This window comes from Actinotignum stranguriae (genome assembly GCF_051265215.1).
Taxonomy (GTDB): domain Bacteria; phylum Actinomycetota; class Actinomycetes; order Actinomycetales; family Actinomycetaceae; genus Actinotignum; species Actinotignum schaalii_C.
Map to the genome: position 1 here is coordinate 1 of NZ_JBOZCJ010000017.1, position 16401 is coordinate 16401.

Consider the following 16401-nt stretch of genomic DNA (forward strand, 5'->3'; position numbering starts at 1 on the left):
GAAATTATCAGAGTAAATACCGCAAGGAGCGCGTGTCTCTCATCTTGCGGCTCGCCGCGCCGCGACGACACCGGCGACGTCGCCGGTACGCCCGGCATCGCTTGCGCGTTCGGGGTCGAGCGTCGTGCCCGGACTGCGCCGGGCGACCCCGGGCAGTCGGCAGGCCCAGCGGGCTGGCAGGAAAGCGGGCAGGGCTACCGCTCACCGGGGTGGGTACCGGCCTAGGCTCGCCTCCCGGGCATTGAATGCTGGGCGGGTGGTGTCCGTGAAAATCGCAGCCGCCATTGCGAGCACAGTATCCATGATCGCTGCCTCCCCGGTCTTGATAGCCGGGCTGGTGGCCTCCATCATGATCATCGCGATTATCTCGTTCATCCCCAACTGGATCGTTAACCTCGTTGTCGATGATGAGCTTCCAGAGGTTGCTTTCCCGATCCAAGACGACTACCCCTGGCGCGACAAAGTCAGGGATAGTAAAGGAAACGCGACGCCGGTGTTCAACACGGTGAATCCGGAAACGCTTTATTATTTCGGGAATTGCACCGACTTCGTGTATTGGCGGGTGAACCGGGACATGGGTGGCGGGCCTGGTAAATGGGTCTACACCCACGGTGACCTAACCCCTGCTGGTGGTAATGGCTCCCAGTGGGGAGATACCGCTAATTTGCCGGGCTGGCCTGTTATCAGTAACGCAAAAGACGTCAAAACCGGTGACGTCGTTTCGTTCAAGTCTGGGGTGGCTGGGCATGACCACCCGGCCGGACACGTCGGGTATGCGGCCGCAAACACCGACGGCACCCTCCTCACGGAGAATTACGGTAACGCCGCCTACTACCTCGAGCGCTTCACCCACACCGATCTTCAGAAGTTCCTGGATGACGGGCGTATCGTTGTGCGTCGCAACCCAGACCTGGGTAGGCGGGCAGCGACCGGTGAAATAGTTCGCGTGCCCGGCGGGTCGAGCGCAGTTCTGGATACGGCCCTCGCCTATCAAGGCGTGCCCTACGTGCACGGGGGACAATCCCCGAGCGGTTGGGACTGTATTGGGTTCGTTGCCTGGGTATATCGCCAGCACGGGGTGACCATCAACTACTTCGACACGACGGGTGTGTTGTCGTATGGGCGGCGCGTGCCTTATAGCCAAGCCAAGCCAGGAGACATTCTCTATTGGCCCGGGCACGTAGCGATCTCGCTAGGGGATGGCCGGAATGTTGCCGCGTGGAACGAAAAAATGGGGACAACGGTCGGCCCGGATTCGTGGTGCGGGGAAGAGCCTCCGGTTGTGATCCGCATGAGCGAAAACTAACAGGGAGGGCTAGTTGTGGCTGGGATTATTTTGGCGATGCTCACCGCGATTTTCGGCGGTAGCTTTGCGGGCGGGGTCGATGACCTGAAAACAGACATCGCCTCCTACAACCAGAGCGCTTTTGAGTTTTGCACGAGCCTCAATTCTGTTGCGGTAAAGCCTGTGGCGGCGACTATTCTCGCGATTATTCTCGTGCTCGAGCTAGCTAGGCTTTCTACCCGTTATGAGGGAGACAGCAAGAGCGGCACCCAGCAGATCGCTCTCGCGTTGCTGAAAGCCGCGTTGATATTGATCGCAATAGCAAATGTCGATCTCATTTTGTCCTCGATTAATGAGGCGGGTGAGAAAATCACCGCCGGAGTAGTAGCGCAAAGCCCGGACACGGTTGCCGGGGGTGATCTTCCGGCGTCGGTGAAAACAGCGGTAGACGACCTCGGGATGGCCGATAAGGCGGGTCTTATGTTGGTGTTGTTCTTGCCGTGGCTGCTTTCCATTGTTGCCTCTATCGGCGTGAAAATCATCGTGTTGTTGCGTTTCGCGGAAATTTATATTTTGAGTGCGGCCGCAACTCTTCCGCTTGTTTTCCTCTCGCACCCGGAGACGAAAAGCATCGGCGTGGGATATTTGCGGCGTTACGCCGGTGCGGTCTTGCATGGCGTGGTTATCATCTTGTGCATCACGATTTACTCGTATTTCCAAGTGGAGATGGTGGACGTGAATAGTTTGACGGGGGATAACATGCTCTCCACCTTGACGGCGAATTTGGCGGGGTTGATTGCTGGCCCGGTATTCTTCCTCACCTTGCTGTTCGGTTCCTCGCGCATGGCTAAAGCATTCCTCGGAGAAGGATAATGTCGACGGATAGTGAGCTATAGACACTAAAGATTTCCGGTTCGTGAAACCAGGATTCTTTGTGTCGGGAGACCCTTTAGAAGAGAGCGATTAAACCCGACTGGTTGCGGTTACACATTTGGTGCTTCGAGTTTTTTCGAGTAGAAAGGGTCAAGGCCACGCAGAAAATACAAGCAGTAGTCGGCCCTCATGTGGGCAATCTCGTCGGGTGTCATGAGTTCACGCCCGAGGCGTTTGTGGCCGCGTGTCCAGTTTCCGTTCCTGCCCCGGCTCTCAGAAACATCTGTGGTGGTGATCGTTTGCTTGCCGAGCATCTTCGAGAAGTATTCGGTGGTGGAGCGTTCTTGTCCGCCGAGGAAGAGGATTGAGTCGCAGTTGCCGACGATGGTGTCCCAGTCTTCCTTATAGAGCGCTTTGCCCTGCGCCATGTTCTGGACGATCACGGATACGGAGATGGCACGGGAGCGCATGACCGCAATCTTCCGCTCAAAAGACGGAATCCTGCCAATATTCGCGAACTCGTCCATAAACACCTGGAGTTGAACAGGAAGCCGTCGTGAAGCTTCGTGGTCGGCGATATAAATATTCGTTTCGAAGAGTTGCTCGAAGAAAATGGATGCGAGGAAGTTGAAGGCGGCGTGGGTGTCAGGGATGATCAAAAACAGCGCCGTCTTCTCCAAGCCGATGCGTTCGAGGTGGAGGGTATCGGTAGAAAGAAGTGTCCGCATGGGTGCCATGTGGAGGGGTGCACACCTCACTCCGAGGGAGATAATCACTGATTTTTTGGTTTCTCCCGCGCCTTGCAAATAGGTATTGTATTGGGAGGCGGCGAAGCGTAGCCCGTCGATCGCGGCTAAAGCTTCGGGGGAGAAGATGTCTTGGGTGGGGTCTTGGCGGGCTATTTCTGCTTCCTGGATTAGCTCGCTGGTTGCTTCGAAGAGCAGATCGACGTCGGACTTGCTCTCGTCTTCTTTTTCGAATGCTTGCATTTGCGCGAGCAGGTCGACGATATCGATGAGCGTGCCGGTGTTGCCTTTCGTGTAGTAGATATAGGCAACCAGGGCGGTGAGGAGTGCGCGTTCTGCTTTTTCCCAGAAGTCACTCGAGGTGGCGGGTTTGCGCCCGGTGGTATTCGAGATGAAGTTTTCGACGAGGATACTGATATCGATTTCACCGCGGGCATCTTTGAAGTAGGAGAGCGGGTTGAAGTTGGCGGAGAGGTTGAAGTCGACGAGGTTGAAGCATCGCACCTTGTATCCAGCGGCTTCGAGGTGGGAGCGTGTTTGGGCATAGAGTTCGCCTTTGGGGTCAGTGACCGCGAACGACGTATTGAATTGCGCGAGGTTGGGTAAAACGTAATAGCGGGATTTACCTGACCCGGATCCACCAACAACGAGGGCGTTGAGATTGCGTTGGGTTTTCCGACCGTCTAGGGACAAGCGCTCGGTGCGAGTAAAAAGCAGGTTGTTCGTATAGGTTTTGTCGCGGTAGGGGCGGATCGCGGCCTGGGTGGCGAAGCGCGCGGAGCCGTGCTCGGCGCCGTCGCGGCGGGTGCCTTTCATCGTTTTTTGGTAGAGGGCACTCAGGCCAATTGCGGCCGCAAGACACAATCCGACGGCGGCGTCGATCTCATGAAAAGAGACGTGGAAAGGCCGCTCAAGGAGATCGAGGTAGAAGCGGTCGAGAATATCCGTGAGTGGCAGTTCGGCTTCGATGTCGCTGCGTACCTGGAAACAGACCTTGTTGCCCGACCAGAAGGCGAGGAGGAGGCCGAGGATAGTGAGGATGTAGGTCATTGGTGTGCTTTCTTTTTCGCGCGGGTCTCGATCACAGCCGCAATATCAGCCCGGCCCTCATAAGTGAAAGAAACCCGCGGGATTTCCTGGGTGTCGGCAAGGTCGGGAGTGGAAGCGGTAGATGCGAGTGGCGGTGTCTCTGACGTCGTGACGTCAGAGACACCCACACCATCGGCGTCACCGACATCGGTCGTTGGTGTGCGTAGGCGGGTGAGGGTGTCGAAGATAGCGTGGGGGTCGATGGCCGTGTCGATCAAACACAAGCCAGGCTCGCGGTAAACAAGCGCTTCCACATTGGCGGGCAATAGGCGGGCGACATCGGGATGAGTGGGGGCCTCGGCTAGCGTGAGCGCGGTCAAGGGAGCGTGACCGCGTAGGAGCTGGGCGAGGGCGCGCTCTGCTGGCTCGCCCGTGATGAGCGTGAACGTCCCGCGGGTCATGGCGTGCTCCAGTCCGGGAAATAGTCGGGGGCTAGTGAATAGGGGGCGAGGAATATGCCGCCGTCTTCGCCTTGCTCGATTGCTCCGTAGGCAAGTACTTGAGTGCCGCGCTGTAATGCGAGTTCTTCGCCGAGGTAGCGGGCGAGGCGGCCACTAGCTATCACTGTGGTTTTGATAGCAGCCTGCGTTTCGATAATGAACCGCAAGGAGGTGTGTTCGAGGTTCCATTGTGGGGTGTTGGCGATAGTGCCGGCACAGAAAATATCCACGGGATTCTACCGGCCCATCTTTTTCGAGACCACCTGGGCAGGCACAGGCGGACGCCCGTTGAGTGCGGCTTTTTTGGCTCGGGCTTTCTTCTCAATAGCACGCGCCACATCGCTGCGGGTCTGGATTTTTTCTTTCGTGACCGGTTTCTTTCCCGGCGCGGCCTCTGACGTCGGCACCGTAGCGGTGGGCGTCGCGTCTGACGTCGGCAGTGTCTCCGACGTCGCCGGTGCCTGGGGTGTCTGGCTTTCCGAGGCAGACAGAGCGGCGGCGTCGGCGTTCGGGGTGGTATCGGCGGGTTGGGTGACGTCGCCGGTTTGCGCGGGCGCGTCTGCTTCTGGTGCTTTCTCGTCTTTCTTGGATGCCGTCTTCTCAGGTGTGTCTTTTTCCGGCGTATCTTTTTCGGTGCCCGGCTTGCTCTGGCTAGCCTGTTGCCGCGTGGGGGTGAGGTCGGCTTCGATGCGGGCCAAGGCGTGTTGCATGAGCGCCACGTCGCTTCCTTGGAAGTGGACGAAGTAGCCTTCTCCGGCACGCTCGAGCGCGAAGTCGATGCCGGTGCGCCGCAAGTATTTTTTGAGAGCGGCAAGGTTTTCCGGGGTGATCTCGGCCGAGTGGAGATCCCCACCTTTGCGCTGGAGCGTTTTGATGGTCATGCGGCCATGGTCACGCTGACTGGGCGCGACGCCTTTCATTTTGGCGAGGTGTTTGAGGCCGCCTTGGGCGGTGAGCCGAACGGCCTGGACGGAATTCGTGAGGAAGTAGCCGGTGATTTTTAGGCCAGCTTGCAGGAGTGTTGCCGTAACTGTATTGGCGATTTGTTCGCCTCCCATAATACTCATTTGGTGATGTCCTTTCCTTGGATCCTGGTTTGGGTGCGTTGGTCGATTCTTTTGAGTGCGGTCTCAAGCGTGGTGATGCGGGTGGTGGTGCGGTCGATCTTCCGATCAATAACCTCACTCGACTTTCCTTCATCAAGCGTGGCTTGGCGTTCGATAACGAGGCTCGCGTTTTTCTCGACGAGGTTATCGCGCTCAAGGCGAAGCTCATCGCGGTATGCGGTGAGTTCGCTTGTGCCCATATGTACGGCGCGGGCGGTGAGGTTCACGACGTCTGCCCGTGCTCGTAGCTTTTCGCACTGGTTGTCGATGGCGGCGAAGTAGGCGCGCTGGGCCGGTGTTTTCCCGCGCGGTATCTTCCCCGTAATCAAAGCTGGGGGTGCGTTCACGGGGAGAGTAAAGAACGTATAGAGCTGCCGTGGGGTGATCTGGGTGTGGAACGAAAAGTCTTTCGTGTTGATGATGGTCAGCTCGGCACCCGCGTCAATATAGAGCCGGTAGGCGCCCCCACTATCAGAGATAGCCGAGGCTGGGAGCACGAGGGCGAGACTGCCACGCGTTCCGGGTAGGAGTACTTCGATGGTGCCGTCCTCACGCATCTCGATAAGGTGTTTTTGGGCGACGTATTCGAAGACCTGGGTGCGCCCGAGGCGCGCGCGTAGCGCGGCTGGGGTGTAGGGTGCACCGAGCTTTGCACCTCTGATAGATCGCTTCGTGCCAGGGAGCGTGAAGAGGATGTGTTGGCCTTTGGTTTCCATTTTGATACCGCGGGCGACGAGTTCGGTTTGGAATCCCTCCCAGGTAGCGGTCTCGCTAATGGCGGCGTCGATGAGGCGCCGCAGATCGTCTTTACGCGAGTCGCCACGCGCTTGGGCATAAAGGTCACCGATGTTGTTATCGCGTCCGTGTCCGCGCCTGTTCTTGATGACTGACAGACCGTGCTGCCGGCAGAGTTTGTCGGATAGCTCGCGGATGTCATAGACACGGGTCTTCGGGCAACGCCAGCGCTTCCACGTGTCGCGGTTGACGGGGTTGAAAAGAATGTGGTTGTGGATGTGGTCTTTATCCACATGCGTTGCCACTACGTAATCATGGGCGTCTCCTAACAGCTCGTGAATCAATTCCATTCCGATATCGTGTGCCTCGTTGGCATCTGCTTCTCCGGGCTTGAAAGATTGAATGAGGTGGTGGGCGAGAACGCTCCCAGGCCGGCCAACACTCTTATGGAACGATGCCTCGGCGTGGGTGGCCATGAAGCCTTTCGTGATATCTTCAGGCACCCACGACAGGCCCGCATTCGAAGAAACAAGAAGATGCCCGTTGGTCTTGTATGCCTGGCATACATAGTCCACTGCCTTACCGAGCGTCGTCTTGATCTGGGTCAGTTTCGTTACCGCCACGGCCGCCTCCAGAGGTGAATCTTTCGATGAGAGTCCTGCTTTGTTCCATGAGTTTTCTGGCTGCCTCAACCTGCTCAAAAGACGCCACATGAGCAGAGTTCACGTTGCGTGCGATTTGGTTGAGGTTCACGCCTAGCCTGTTCAGCTCTCTCAGGAGTGCTTCCGCCTGCGGGCCTCGGTCTGGCCTGGTTGGTATGGGCCGGCCGAGCAGTAGTGTGCGCGTGAACGCAGAAAAGTTAGTGTGGCCCAGGGAGCGCATCCGCGCTTCCACCCGCATCCATTCTTCAGCGTCGAAATAGAGATGCTTCTCTATACGGCGCTTCCTCCCGGAGGATGGCGCGCTTGTCACGCTTCCTCCTTAACGGGTTTGGGTGTCCCCATACTATATCACCCCGCGGCGGCGGGCAAGCGCATTTGTATCCTCAAATGCTAAGCTTGCTAAGCCGGTCGGCTAGGGCTAAAGTCACGGCCCGTAGGGGCGACTTTCGTTCCTCGCTCCGTGAAAGTTTTTTCACGGGGTAGCCGGCCTGGCCAGCGGAAAAGATACACGCCGCCGGCGTGTATTCCGCTAGCCAAGCGAAGCTTGGCGCCACGTCTTGCGTGGCATAGCGTGTGGACATTTCATGTCCACACGCAGCCCAGACGGTCAGATGATTGTGGCGCACCCGCCGTGCCATTATAGCATTATTTTGTGGTGCGGAGTGGGTGGGAAAATGGTACAGAGCAGCGCCGGCAGCGCACATAGCTGGGTAGCGTTTTTGGTGGTGGGTGGGTTCATTTTTTAGATCAAAAATGACACGCACTCCGGCGGTAAACGTGGTGGCGTTGGTGGTGGGCGCGCGGGGCGCGTGGAATGGAAGAGTGGTGGGTGGTAATATTTTGTTTCGGGAACTTACGCCACACCGACAGGTATTGAAGTGGTGGTTGTGGTGAGGAAGAAAATAGCGGCCTTGAAAGACAGCCCGCTGATCGCTCCGGATTACGCAAAGCTGGAAAAGCGCATCGGTGCGGTCTCGGATTTCGAGAAAAGGCTGGGTGAATTGCGCGAGCTGCGAGCAACGCTCGTGGACTTACGCGGCGTGCTGGTTGAGTCGGGTTTGCCGGTCAAACAGATCGTGCAAGCGTTCGCGCTTGATAATAATGAGCGCCGCCTTTTGCTCAAAAAATACCGCAATGCGGGCACGGAAAACGCGGGCGAGGGTAACGCCCCGGGCGCGGACAGTGACTCGAATACCGGCGACGATGAGGCGAGGCCTGAACATCAAAGCGGTGTCGATGGGGGCGAAAATGTCGGCGTGAGTGAACACTTCCCGCAACAATAACGGAAGCTATAAGGTAAGGGCCGTACCGCGCACACCGCGCGCGGTACGGGCCTTACCGTGCTCGCGTTTTATAGGTTTATGGTTTGTTGCTGGGTGCGTTTACCTTCCCTGAGGCTCGCGGTAATCGTTTTGAGTTCGGCTTCCAGCGTGGCAAGTTTAGACTCACCCGACCAGCGCTCCTCCGTTTCGCTCCCGTAGCGCATTTTTTCGCGTTCGATATTGGCTTGGTATTCTTTTATCTTCTCCTGCAAACCATCGAGTTTGCCGATCATGTTCTCCAGCCTCACAAAATAGTGGTAGTCCAGGCGCGGGATGGTGGTTCCTTTGAACTGCACCTCCACGGAAATATCTAGGCCGCTTTTATCGGGAAAATAGCGGCGATAGTATTCAAGTTGCTGAGCAAACGCTGCGGGCACGGCGACCAGGCCGTGTCCGTTACCTAAATATGATGTCGTGATACCGAAGGCGATAGGAACGCCGTTGATCTCGATTTTAGGCAGGCTATAGACCGGATTCCACGAGATAGCGCCCGCGCCGCGCGATGCGGCCGTGCGGAAAATATAGCTTGGCAGTACGCTCAAAGCATCATTCAATTGCGTTGCGGCCACTTTACGTTCGGTCACGGTCGTGTCATCGAACTTGATAACCGGCGCAGGCGGATTGGTGAGGGTTTCTTGGACGCGCTCGAGAGCATCCCCATAGCGACCCAGGAACATACCCGTGGTTCCTAAGAGCCTTAAGTTCGAGGCTATGTTGGCGTTTTTTGTACGCCAGGCAGCCCGCTCATTCTTCAAGCCCTGGATCTGGTTTTTCAAATCAACCGACCGCATAAGCATGATATCTCCGGAGGCGATAGCTTTCGTTTCCGCATACGACATCTGGCGCTCGGCGACATCTTCAATGGAGCGCCCGGAGTATTTCCCGGTCATGACCTGGCCAATAAACGCGGCTTTCCGCTCCAGGGTTTGCCACTTCATGGTATCCAATGATTTGAGGGTGCAGTAGCGGTATTCGGCGACCTCATGGTTTTGGTTTTTCTGGCGGAAGACCCGCCCATTCCTCTGAATATGATCAGCTGGGCGCCAGGGCACATCAACATGATGAATCGCCACCGCCCGCGTTTGAATGTTCGCGCCTGTTCCGAGTTTCTCAGTCGAACCAATCAGTATTTGGATGGAGCCTGAGCGGGCACGCTTGTAGAGACCGTCGCGCTCAAGCGTATTTTTCGCTTCGTGAACAAACGCTATCGCGCTCTCTGGCACACCTTTCTCAACCAACAGCCGCTTGAGTTCGTGGTACATGTCAAAGCTGCCGTCTGTTTTGGGGGTGCCTTTATCGCAGAAAACAATCTGCAAGGCCCCGCGCGTGGGCGAGACTTCCCCGGTCTCATCCAGATACTGGTTGTCTTTGGTTTCGTTCCAGACCCGGTAGACGTTGTCGGCCACCACATCGACTTTCTGGTGGGTAATCGCCTCAGTATCGACCCCAATGAGCGCGGCCGCGTTTTTCTCGGTGAAGAGGCGGTAGTCGGTCGCGAACGTGATCCCATCATTCGTCAAGCAGAGGTAATTGTCTTCTGTTGGGCTGACCATGCCGGCTTTGATGGCGGTTTCGCGTTCTTCCAAGCGCTCCCGGAATTCTTCCATCGGGCCGCCCAGATCAATCTCGAGGGTTTCCGCGCGCCGTTCACCATCACCACGTGTTTTCATATCCGGGAGATTGAGGCCCAGTTCGCTGGTGAGTTTGACGTCGGCGAACGTCTGCCACATCGCGAGCAGCTCCGGCAAGTTGTTGAACGTGGTGAAGCGTTGCTTGACCTCGTAGGAGCCGCTGGCGTTCATTTCCACCGCAGTGGAGGCGGAGGCGAACTGGCGTGCCCAGGCAGTGAAGTCACCGACGCCAGCACCGGCGAGAATGTCGGGGCGTAGGTAGTGCATCATCACCCACATCTCGCCCATCGAGTTGGCTACCGGGGTGGCGGTGGCGAGCGTGCAGATACGCTCCCTTCCCTGGGAGCGTAGGTAGTTGATTTTCATGTCGAGGTCGAGGGCACGCGACGACGTGCCGCCGAGCAGGCCCGCGAATTTCTCCGCTCCTTTGACGGGCAGGTTTTTATAGGCGTGGGCCTCATCGACGACCAAATAGTCGACGCCGAGAGACTCAAACGACAAAAGGGTTTCGTCGTGCTGGTTTTGGGCGTCGTTGATCTCGCGCTTAATTGACGCTTCGCTCTCAAGCATTTTGCTCTCCAGCTTAGAGACAGAGACATCGCCGGATTGAGCGGCTTCAAAAGCAATACGGGCGCGAGTCTCGTCGAGCTTGGTCTGCTCGTAGACTTTGATGGTTTCTTTACCCAGGGGGAGCTGGCCGAAAGCATAGTGGGAGCAGATGATCGCATCCCAATTACCCATCCTTGCGCGGGCGAAAAACTCAGCCTTATTGGCCTTGGAGATGTCTTCACTCTCTAAAGTGAGCAGGCGTGCGGCCGGGTAGGCGGCTAGCCATTCGCTCCTGAATTGGCCCACCAAGTGGTTCGGGACGACGACGAGGGGTTTGGTGACGAGTCCGAGTCGGCGTTGTTCCATGACCGCGCAGACCATCGCGAGGGTTTTCCCGGCCCCGACCTCATGGAATAGCCCGCACGTGGGTTCATAGAGCATGCGGGCGATAGCGGTTTTTTGGTGGTCATAGAGCTGGATTGAGGAGGACAGACCGGGTAGGGTGAGGCCACTACCGATGTCGGTGTAATCGCGGCCCACTAGCGAGTTGAAGCGCTCGTTGTAGATTTGAACGAGGCGCTCGGTGCGGGTGGCGTCAGCGAAGAGCCATTCTTTGAAGTGGTCTTCGATTTCTTTGCCTTTCGCCACGGCCGCGGCCGTGGCCGCCATATCCACAATCTTTTTGTTTTTGTTATCGGGGTCTGGGTGTTCAACCTTGACCGGCGACGCATTCAAGAGACGTACGAAGATGTCGGAGGCTCGCATAGCGGTAGTGCCCCACCGGGTTTCTTGCTCATAGGAACGGGACTGGGCGCCGCTCAAGTTCACGGAGTATGCGCCGTCCTTCGTGAGCGTGAGGCTCGGGCGGCCGTCATCGAGCATTTCGCGCAGGAATTGCTGGTAATCCCGGATCGGGATCCAGCTCGCGCCTATGCTCGGGGTGATCTCCGTGAAGTCAATAGGCTCAGGCATGACTTTCTCAAGCGCCTCCACGTTCACGGAGTACTGGGGGTCGGTTTGAGCAGCCGATTGAGCAGTCTTGAGTTTTTCGCGTACGTTCCCGGACAAGTATTCGGGGGCGCGGGTAAGAACGCCGGTTTCGGGGTCAAGGAATGCTAGGCCCTCCTCGATCAGCTGACCGCCAATAACTTCTTCTCGGAAGCCTAGGAGGTAGTGCATATAGGCAAGGTCGATACCACCGGTTTGCTCCAGACTCATCGCAAGCGCTTCGCGGGTCGTTTGTGCGCCTTTAGGCGTATAGGGCGCATACAACTGCCGGGAGGTGAGAATATCAGCCGGCGTGGCGCGTTCTGTCTCGTCATCCCATTTCTCGAGAGCAAACAAGAGGGCGTGGCGGGGATCTTTCTTCAAGACTCGGACGGCTTGCGGGTAGGCCACCCGCAAGACTTCCTCGCCGTTCTTGTCGATACGGATGCTTTTCGTATTCCGATTCAGCGCACCATACTCGGCTACATACGCCTCATAGGCGGTGCGGGTTTGGGTGCGGAGCACTTCGAGCGCGGGGTCTGCGGCCGGCGCGGTTTCTTCCGCGCTAACCAGACGCGAGACAAGCGTGAACAGCTCATATAAGCGATGCGTCTCGGCAACGTATTTCTTCGCTAGACGCACGCTCTCCCACTCCCCACTAGCGGCGAGGCGCTCCATGCCTTGAGGTGTGGGACGCAAAGAACCAGCAACCATGCCCTCCTCGAGCGGGGCGGTGAGGGCTTCGGCGTCGATCTCAATAACCTGCGGGCTATATGCAAGACGCTCGGGAAGATCAGTAAATACGCGGGTGAGCGCGGCCGCGAGGCTACCTGCGACGTCGGTGGGTGTCTTTTTACCTTGCACGGTGAGCACGTCGCGCCCACCCATCCCGCTCCCGGCTTCAAGCTCACCAAGAATACTCGAGGGGTGGTCAAGGAAATAGTTATTGAGCGCAAATATCGCGGTACTTCCGTCTTTACGGGGTAGGCGCACGGGGTGGGTGTGTTCCCACGTGAACTCTTGCGGAGTTTCGCCTGGAGTGCGTTTGCGGAAGATCAACAGATCGCTAGCAACGCTGGTTCCGGCAGCCTCACTGTGAGCACCAGACGGCAGACGGATAGCTGCCACTAGGTCTGCGCGCTCATACATGTCGCGGCGTGCGGCCGGGTTTTTCGCGTCCAGGGTGTAGGTGGAGGTGATGAGCGCCGCATAGCCGCCAGATTTGAGCAAATCCAGGGATTTGATGATGAAGTGGTTGTGCATCGAGTGCCGGCCCGGATTATGGGCCGGGTCGAATAAAGCGAGGTCAGCGAACGGCACGTTCCCTACCGCCACATCAAAGACCGGGGGTAGCGTGGTGGTCTCGAAGCCTTCAGCTCGGATGGTGTCGCTGGGAGCGAGGAGCTGGGCCAGGCGTGCAGCCGTGCTGTCAAGCTCGATGCCGGTCATGGTGAGGTTGTTGGGTGCGTGCGCGATGAAATGCCCGATACCACACCCCGGCTCGAGTCCCGCACCGCTTTGAACGCCGGCAGCTTTGAGTGCATCCCAAATCGCCGCGACATATTTGGTGTGGGTGTAGTGGGCATTGACAGTAGAGCGCCGCGCAGCCTTATAGCCCTCCTCGCCGAGAATGTCGTGGAGACGCTCGCGCACGGCGGCCCACTGGGGTTTGGTTTCGTCGAAGACTTCCGCCAGCCCGCCCCACCCACTAAAGAGCGCGACCTGCTCGAGGTCACGCTCGGTTAGCCCGCCCTGCTCGGCTAGTTCGAGTGCGTGAATATTAGCGGACACGCGGGCACGCACGCCCGTGATCGTGTCTTGTGGCCGCGTGCGTAGATGAGGAACTGGTGGGTCTACCAACACCCCTCGATCTCGGAGGGCGTTGTCGGGTTCTCCCATTCGATTGGCGGGTTCTGGGCTTGCCACTGGGCTACCCAGGCCGGGCACTTGCGATCCGGTGTTGATTTCATCGTCTGCATTGAGGTGAACATGTCGATGATCTCCCCTCGCATCTTGCCCGTGTCCTCCATTGCCTGCCAGGCCAGATGGAAGAGCGGTGGCTCGTCCTGCCTCGGCTTGCCCGTCACTTTCTTCAGGGGTAGGTGTGCTACCTGGTAGGACTCGATCCAGAAGTCTTCCTTGATCAACTCGTCCAGGCTCATCGCTGTTCCCTCGATCCGCACCGCCAGGCCGCGCCGGAATACTCGCAGTAGTGCCTCGGTCAGGGTTTCCTTCATCCGCGGGACGTACAGCTCCTCGTAGTTCTCCTGATCGGTCAGAAACTCGTAGGGCATGTCCACTCCTATCCAGTCCCAATCCAGTGGGAAGAGTTCCCACGTCTCTACCTCGGCGTTCGGGTAGTAGTTCGGGGGTAGATACGTTTCCATCTCGAGGAAGAATTTGCGGGCTACCTCCCATTCGTCCGGGTTGCTTTGCGCCCAGCGACTCCACACTTCGCGTGTCTGGAGTGGCTGGCCGGCGTCCCTCGGGTCGATCAACATCGCTCGTCCTTTCTGTTAGCCCCATGAGGGCATCTAAGTCAAAAGCAAGCTGGCTAGGCGCAGGCGTCACCTTGCGCCTTTTGCTGGCTCTCCGGTTCCCAGAATACCCTCCATGTGGCGGTATATCCATATCTCCATACGCTGGTTTTGGTGTGGAAGCGTTTTTCGGGTTGTTGTCCATTGCTGTCCTTGAGGATAAGGGGTGGATTAAATAGGGGTGGCGCCACCCAAGGGGTGGCGCCATTTTTGTGCCTCAAGGGGTCGGCTCAAAACAAAAGGGAAAATTATTGGAGGGCCGGGCTTCTAAGTCGCGCGTTCTCCAGCTCACGGCCGCATCCAATATGGTCGCCCAGTGTGTGAGGTGGGCTGCTTCCATTACCAGCCAGCCTCAACAGTTACTGTTCTTGGTTTTCTATCTCTTCGAGGTAGTTTTCCAGGGCAGTAACAATCAGGGCGGTCAGGGTTGTTTCCTTGACCACTGCAAGAATTTGCAGTTTCTTGGCAAGGATTCCCGGACAGTTAAAGTGTACGTCTTTTGGGCCGGTGTCTTTAAGGCCCGCGAACATGTTCATATCCATATTTCCATGATGCCATGCTGGTGAGGCGTGTGGGAGTCACCGCGTGCTTCGGGTTTTCTTAGGGCTGGGACGTTGCGTGGTGGTATTGGGTGGTGTTTTTATCGGCCTGCCCCTGTGGGGCAAGGCCGGCCCGCGGGGGTCTGGGGGCACGGGTGTCCCCAGCGGGGTGTGGGGCAGCGCCCCGCAACGTTGAAGGGGCAGCGCAACGCTGCCCTTTCAACCGAGTATGACCGCTAAACCAGCAAGGATTCGACGACTGGATGTGTACGGTAGTAAGCCTTGATCGACTCCTTGGAGATGATCTCCTGGGAGTGTGACTGCGGGTCACAACCTTGACGCGCATCAAGCCACGGCTGCTCACCGTGAGTCTTTTCGACCAAAGCATTCGCGGTCAAGTCACCGAGTTCATCGCAAACGCCGTCAATAACAGTCAGTGCGTCAGCGGATAGTGTGCCGGCTTCACTGGTTAGCTCGCCGGGGTAAATAAAGAACTTACCGCGGTGCTTGCTGAATAACTCCGGAGAAACCGGGCCGTTAACCCAGGCGCGAAAATCTTCCTCAAAAATAGGAGATCCCGTTTCGGCGAGATATGCAGCCTGGCAATAGAACGTAAGCTTTTGCAATTTCATGGTGGTCATACGCCCGCAACGCTCAAGAATCTGCGCTGCTACATCTTCAACTTTAGCCATCTCGCCTCCTTTTACCTCAATATCCGTAATTGCTATGATTCTACCATGCAAGACAGTGTGCGGCCTATATCCAGGGGTGAAGCTAACAAAGCCGGAAAAGCCCTAGCGCAGGCGTACGTCGCACACGGTGGAGACCTTGCTCGCGTCGGAGAAGACGAGGAGATTCAAGAATACTTCCGCCTCGTGCAAGCATGGCGTTCTATGCAAATTGAGCCTACACGTACTGTTTTTGAGGAACTACAGCAAATATCCACGCTCATCCCGCACTCTCTTGTGACTTTCCGATTGAAGCGAATCAGCTCAATTCTCAAGAAACTCTCACGCAAGAACACCAACCTCAAGCTCGGCTCCATGGACGACATAGGCGGGTGCCGGCTTATCGTGGAAACCTGCGAGCAAGTAGACCTTGCCGTAGCCGAAGTACTACGCCGCTTGGATGTGAAAGAATCCCGCGGAATCAAAGACTATATTGCTTGTCCCCAAGATAGTGGCTACCGCTCATGTCACATCATCGTCGTCGTACCCGGTGAACCACTACCTTCTCGAGTGGAAATCCAGATCAGGACGAGACTCCAGCACTCGTGGGCAACGGGAGTCGAAGCAGCAAGCGCGATATACGGCCAGGATTACAAGAGCCCTGAAAAACTGGCAGGATCGCGCGCTTCCTACGAAGATATAAGGCGATTTTTCCAGCTGGCCTCGGCCCTTTTCACTCTCGAGGAAGACCGCCCGTTAGCATCTAATGTTCCCAATGGTCGGGAAGCGCTCAAACGCGAGCTCGAAGCGTTACCGTGCTCCAAGCAGATTTGCGTCGATCTTGTAGACGCAACAGATGCAACTTTCCAGAGTATCGGGAAGGCTTTCGGCTCTCTTGGCCCTAACCTGTATCTTCTCGAATATGACCGAGAAGAACAGGTTTTGTACGCTTCGCCTTTTTCCAGTAGTGATATTAGCCAGGCTATTGATTGGTATAACCAAAACGAAGAAGAAGACGTGTTTTCCGGGCGACGCGACACGGTACTCGTCTACGCCACAAGCACCGAGTACCTACACGCCGCGTTCCCTAATTACTCAACAAACCTAGGCGAGTTCACCAGCAACCTTCGCCGCTGTACGCACTCATAGGACATATCGGAACAGGATGTCCCAGCCCAGCCTTGCCAGCCACGTAAAAACTCCCAGTCCTCACGTTAGACACAACGCTAGGG

At 57.1% G+C, this 16401-nt stretch carries 14 protein-coding genes; 4 read left to right on the forward strand and 10 right to left on the reverse strand.

Annotated features, from left to right (window positions below; genetic code table 11):
• Positions 1-265 precede the first annotated feature (265 nt).
• Positions 266-1306 carry a CHAP domain-containing protein gene (locus tag ACRQEG_RS06620; protein WP_274735315.1) on the forward strand — a complete coding sequence of 347 codons (1041 nt, stop codon included), beginning with the start codon at positions 266-268 and terminating at the stop codon, positions 1304-1306.
• A gap of 15 nt (positions 1307-1321) precedes the next feature.
• Positions 1322-2158, forward strand: a complete 837-nt coding sequence (locus tag ACRQEG_RS06625) for a VirB6/TrbL-like conjugal transfer protein, CD1112 family (RefSeq protein WP_274734332.1) — start codon at positions 1322-1324, stop codon at positions 2156-2158.
• A gap of 110 nt (positions 2159-2268) precedes the next feature.
• Here the strand turns inward: ACRQEG_RS06625 and ACRQEG_RS06630 are convergent, their stop codons facing one another.
• Genes ACRQEG_RS06630 through ACRQEG_RS06655 form a run of 6 tightly spaced genes read right to left on the reverse strand, consistent with a single transcriptional unit; the run spans position 2269 to position 7246 of the window.
• Positions 2269-3954, reverse strand: a complete 1686-nt coding sequence (locus ACRQEG_RS06630) for a VirD4-like conjugal transfer protein, CD1115 family (RefSeq protein WP_274734334.1) — start codon at positions 3952-3954, stop codon at positions 2269-2271.
• On the reverse strand, positions 3951-4394 hold the full coding sequence (locus tag ACRQEG_RS06635; RefSeq protein ID WP_101657623.1) for a hypothetical protein: 444 nt from the start codon (positions 4392-4394) through the stop codon (positions 3951-3953). Before ACRQEG_RS06635 ends, ACRQEG_RS06630 begins: the two co-directional genes overlap by 4 nt.
• Complete coding sequence (locus ACRQEG_RS06640) at positions 4391-4663, reverse strand: hypothetical protein (protein ID WP_101657624.1); 273 nt, start codon at positions 4661-4663, stop codon at positions 4391-4393. The genes ACRQEG_RS06635 and ACRQEG_RS06640 overlap by 4 nt, the downstream gene beginning before the upstream one ends.
• Before the next feature lie 6 nt (positions 4664-4669).
• Positions 4670-5500, reverse strand: coding sequence for a PcfB family protein (locus ACRQEG_RS06645; protein ID WP_274734336.1), 831 nt, complete (start codon positions 5498-5500; stop codon positions 4670-4672).
• Complete coding sequence (locus tag ACRQEG_RS06650; RefSeq protein ID WP_274734337.1) at positions 5497-6897, reverse strand: relaxase/mobilization nuclease domain-containing protein; 1401 nt, start codon at positions 6895-6897, stop codon at positions 5497-5499. Before ACRQEG_RS06650 ends, ACRQEG_RS06645 begins: the two co-directional genes overlap by 4 nt.
• On the reverse strand, positions 6854-7246 hold the full coding sequence (locus ACRQEG_RS06655) for a plasmid mobilization protein (protein ID WP_407705681.1): 393 nt from the start codon (positions 7244-7246) through the stop codon (positions 6854-6856). The genes ACRQEG_RS06650 and ACRQEG_RS06655 overlap by 44 nt, the downstream gene beginning before the upstream one ends.
• A 580-nt stretch (positions 7247-7826) precedes the next feature.
• Between ACRQEG_RS06655 and ACRQEG_RS06660 the strand changes: the two genes are divergently transcribed.
• Positions 7827-8219, forward strand: coding sequence for a hypothetical protein (locus ACRQEG_RS06660; RefSeq protein WP_180948894.1), 393 nt, complete (start codon positions 7827-7829; stop codon positions 8217-8219).
• A 68-nt stretch (positions 8220-8287) separates the two neighbouring features.
• Here the strand turns inward: ACRQEG_RS06660 and ACRQEG_RS06665 are convergent, their stop codons facing one another.
• The 4 genes from ACRQEG_RS06665 to ACRQEG_RS06680 all read right to left on the reverse strand — a co-directional run bounded on the left by ACRQEG_RS06665 (position 8288) and on the right by ACRQEG_RS06680 (position 15193).
• On the reverse strand, positions 8288-13216 hold the full coding sequence (locus ACRQEG_RS06665) for a helicase-like domain-containing protein (protein ID WP_284902277.1): 4929 nt from the start codon (positions 13214-13216) through the stop codon (positions 8288-8290).
• A gap of 62 nt (positions 13217-13278) precedes the next feature.
• On the reverse strand, positions 13279-13926 hold the full coding sequence (locus ACRQEG_RS06670; protein ID WP_180948896.1) for a hypothetical protein: 648 nt from the start codon (positions 13924-13926) through the stop codon (positions 13279-13281).
• 395 nt (positions 13927-14321) lie between these two features.
• The gene (locus ACRQEG_RS06675) at positions 14322-14504 is read right to left on the reverse strand and encodes a hypothetical protein (RefSeq protein ID WP_101657630.1); all 183 of its coding nucleotides are present in this window, start codon (positions 14502-14504) and stop codon (positions 14322-14324) included.
• Positions 14505-14737: 233 nt separating this feature from the next.
• Entirely contained in the window at positions 14738-15193 is a 456-nt protein-coding gene (locus tag ACRQEG_RS06680; RefSeq protein WP_101657631.1) for a Panacea domain-containing protein, read from the reverse strand.
• 285 nt (positions 15194-15478) lie between these two features.
• On the opposite strand from ACRQEG_RS06680, the gene ACRQEG_RS06685 reads away from it, so the two are divergent.
• Positions 15479-16318 (forward strand): RelA/SpoT domain-containing protein, encoded by an 840-nt coding sequence (locus ACRQEG_RS06685; RefSeq protein ID WP_435730971.1) that lies wholly within the window; start codon positions 15479-15481, stop codon positions 16316-16318.
• Positions 16319-16401 lie beyond the last annotated feature (83 nt).

Coding starts and splice junctions, on each gene's coding strand:
- ACRQEG_RS06680 (WP_101657631.1), bottom strand. CDS start 15,193: ATGGCTAAAGTTGAAGATGTAGCAGCGCAGATTCTTGAGCGTTGCGGG.
- ACRQEG_RS06670 (WP_180948896.1), bottom strand. CDS start 13,926: ATGTTGATCGACCCGAGGGACGCCGGCCAGCCACTCCAGACACGCGAA.
- ACRQEG_RS06675 (WP_101657630.1), bottom strand. CDS start 14,504: ATGGATATGAACATGTTCGCGGGCCTTAAAGACACCGGCCCAAAAGAC.
- ACRQEG_RS06635 (WP_101657623.1), bottom strand. CDS start 4,394: ATGACCCGCGGGACGTTCACGCTCATCACGGGCGAGCCAGCAGAGCGC.
- ACRQEG_RS06630 (WP_274734334.1), bottom strand. CDS start 3,954: ATGACCTACATCCTCACTATCCTCGGCCTCCTCCTCGCCTTCTGGTCG.
- ACRQEG_RS06645 (WP_274734336.1), bottom strand. CDS start 5,500: ATGAGTATTATGGGAGGCGAACAAATCGCCAATACAGTTACGGCAACA.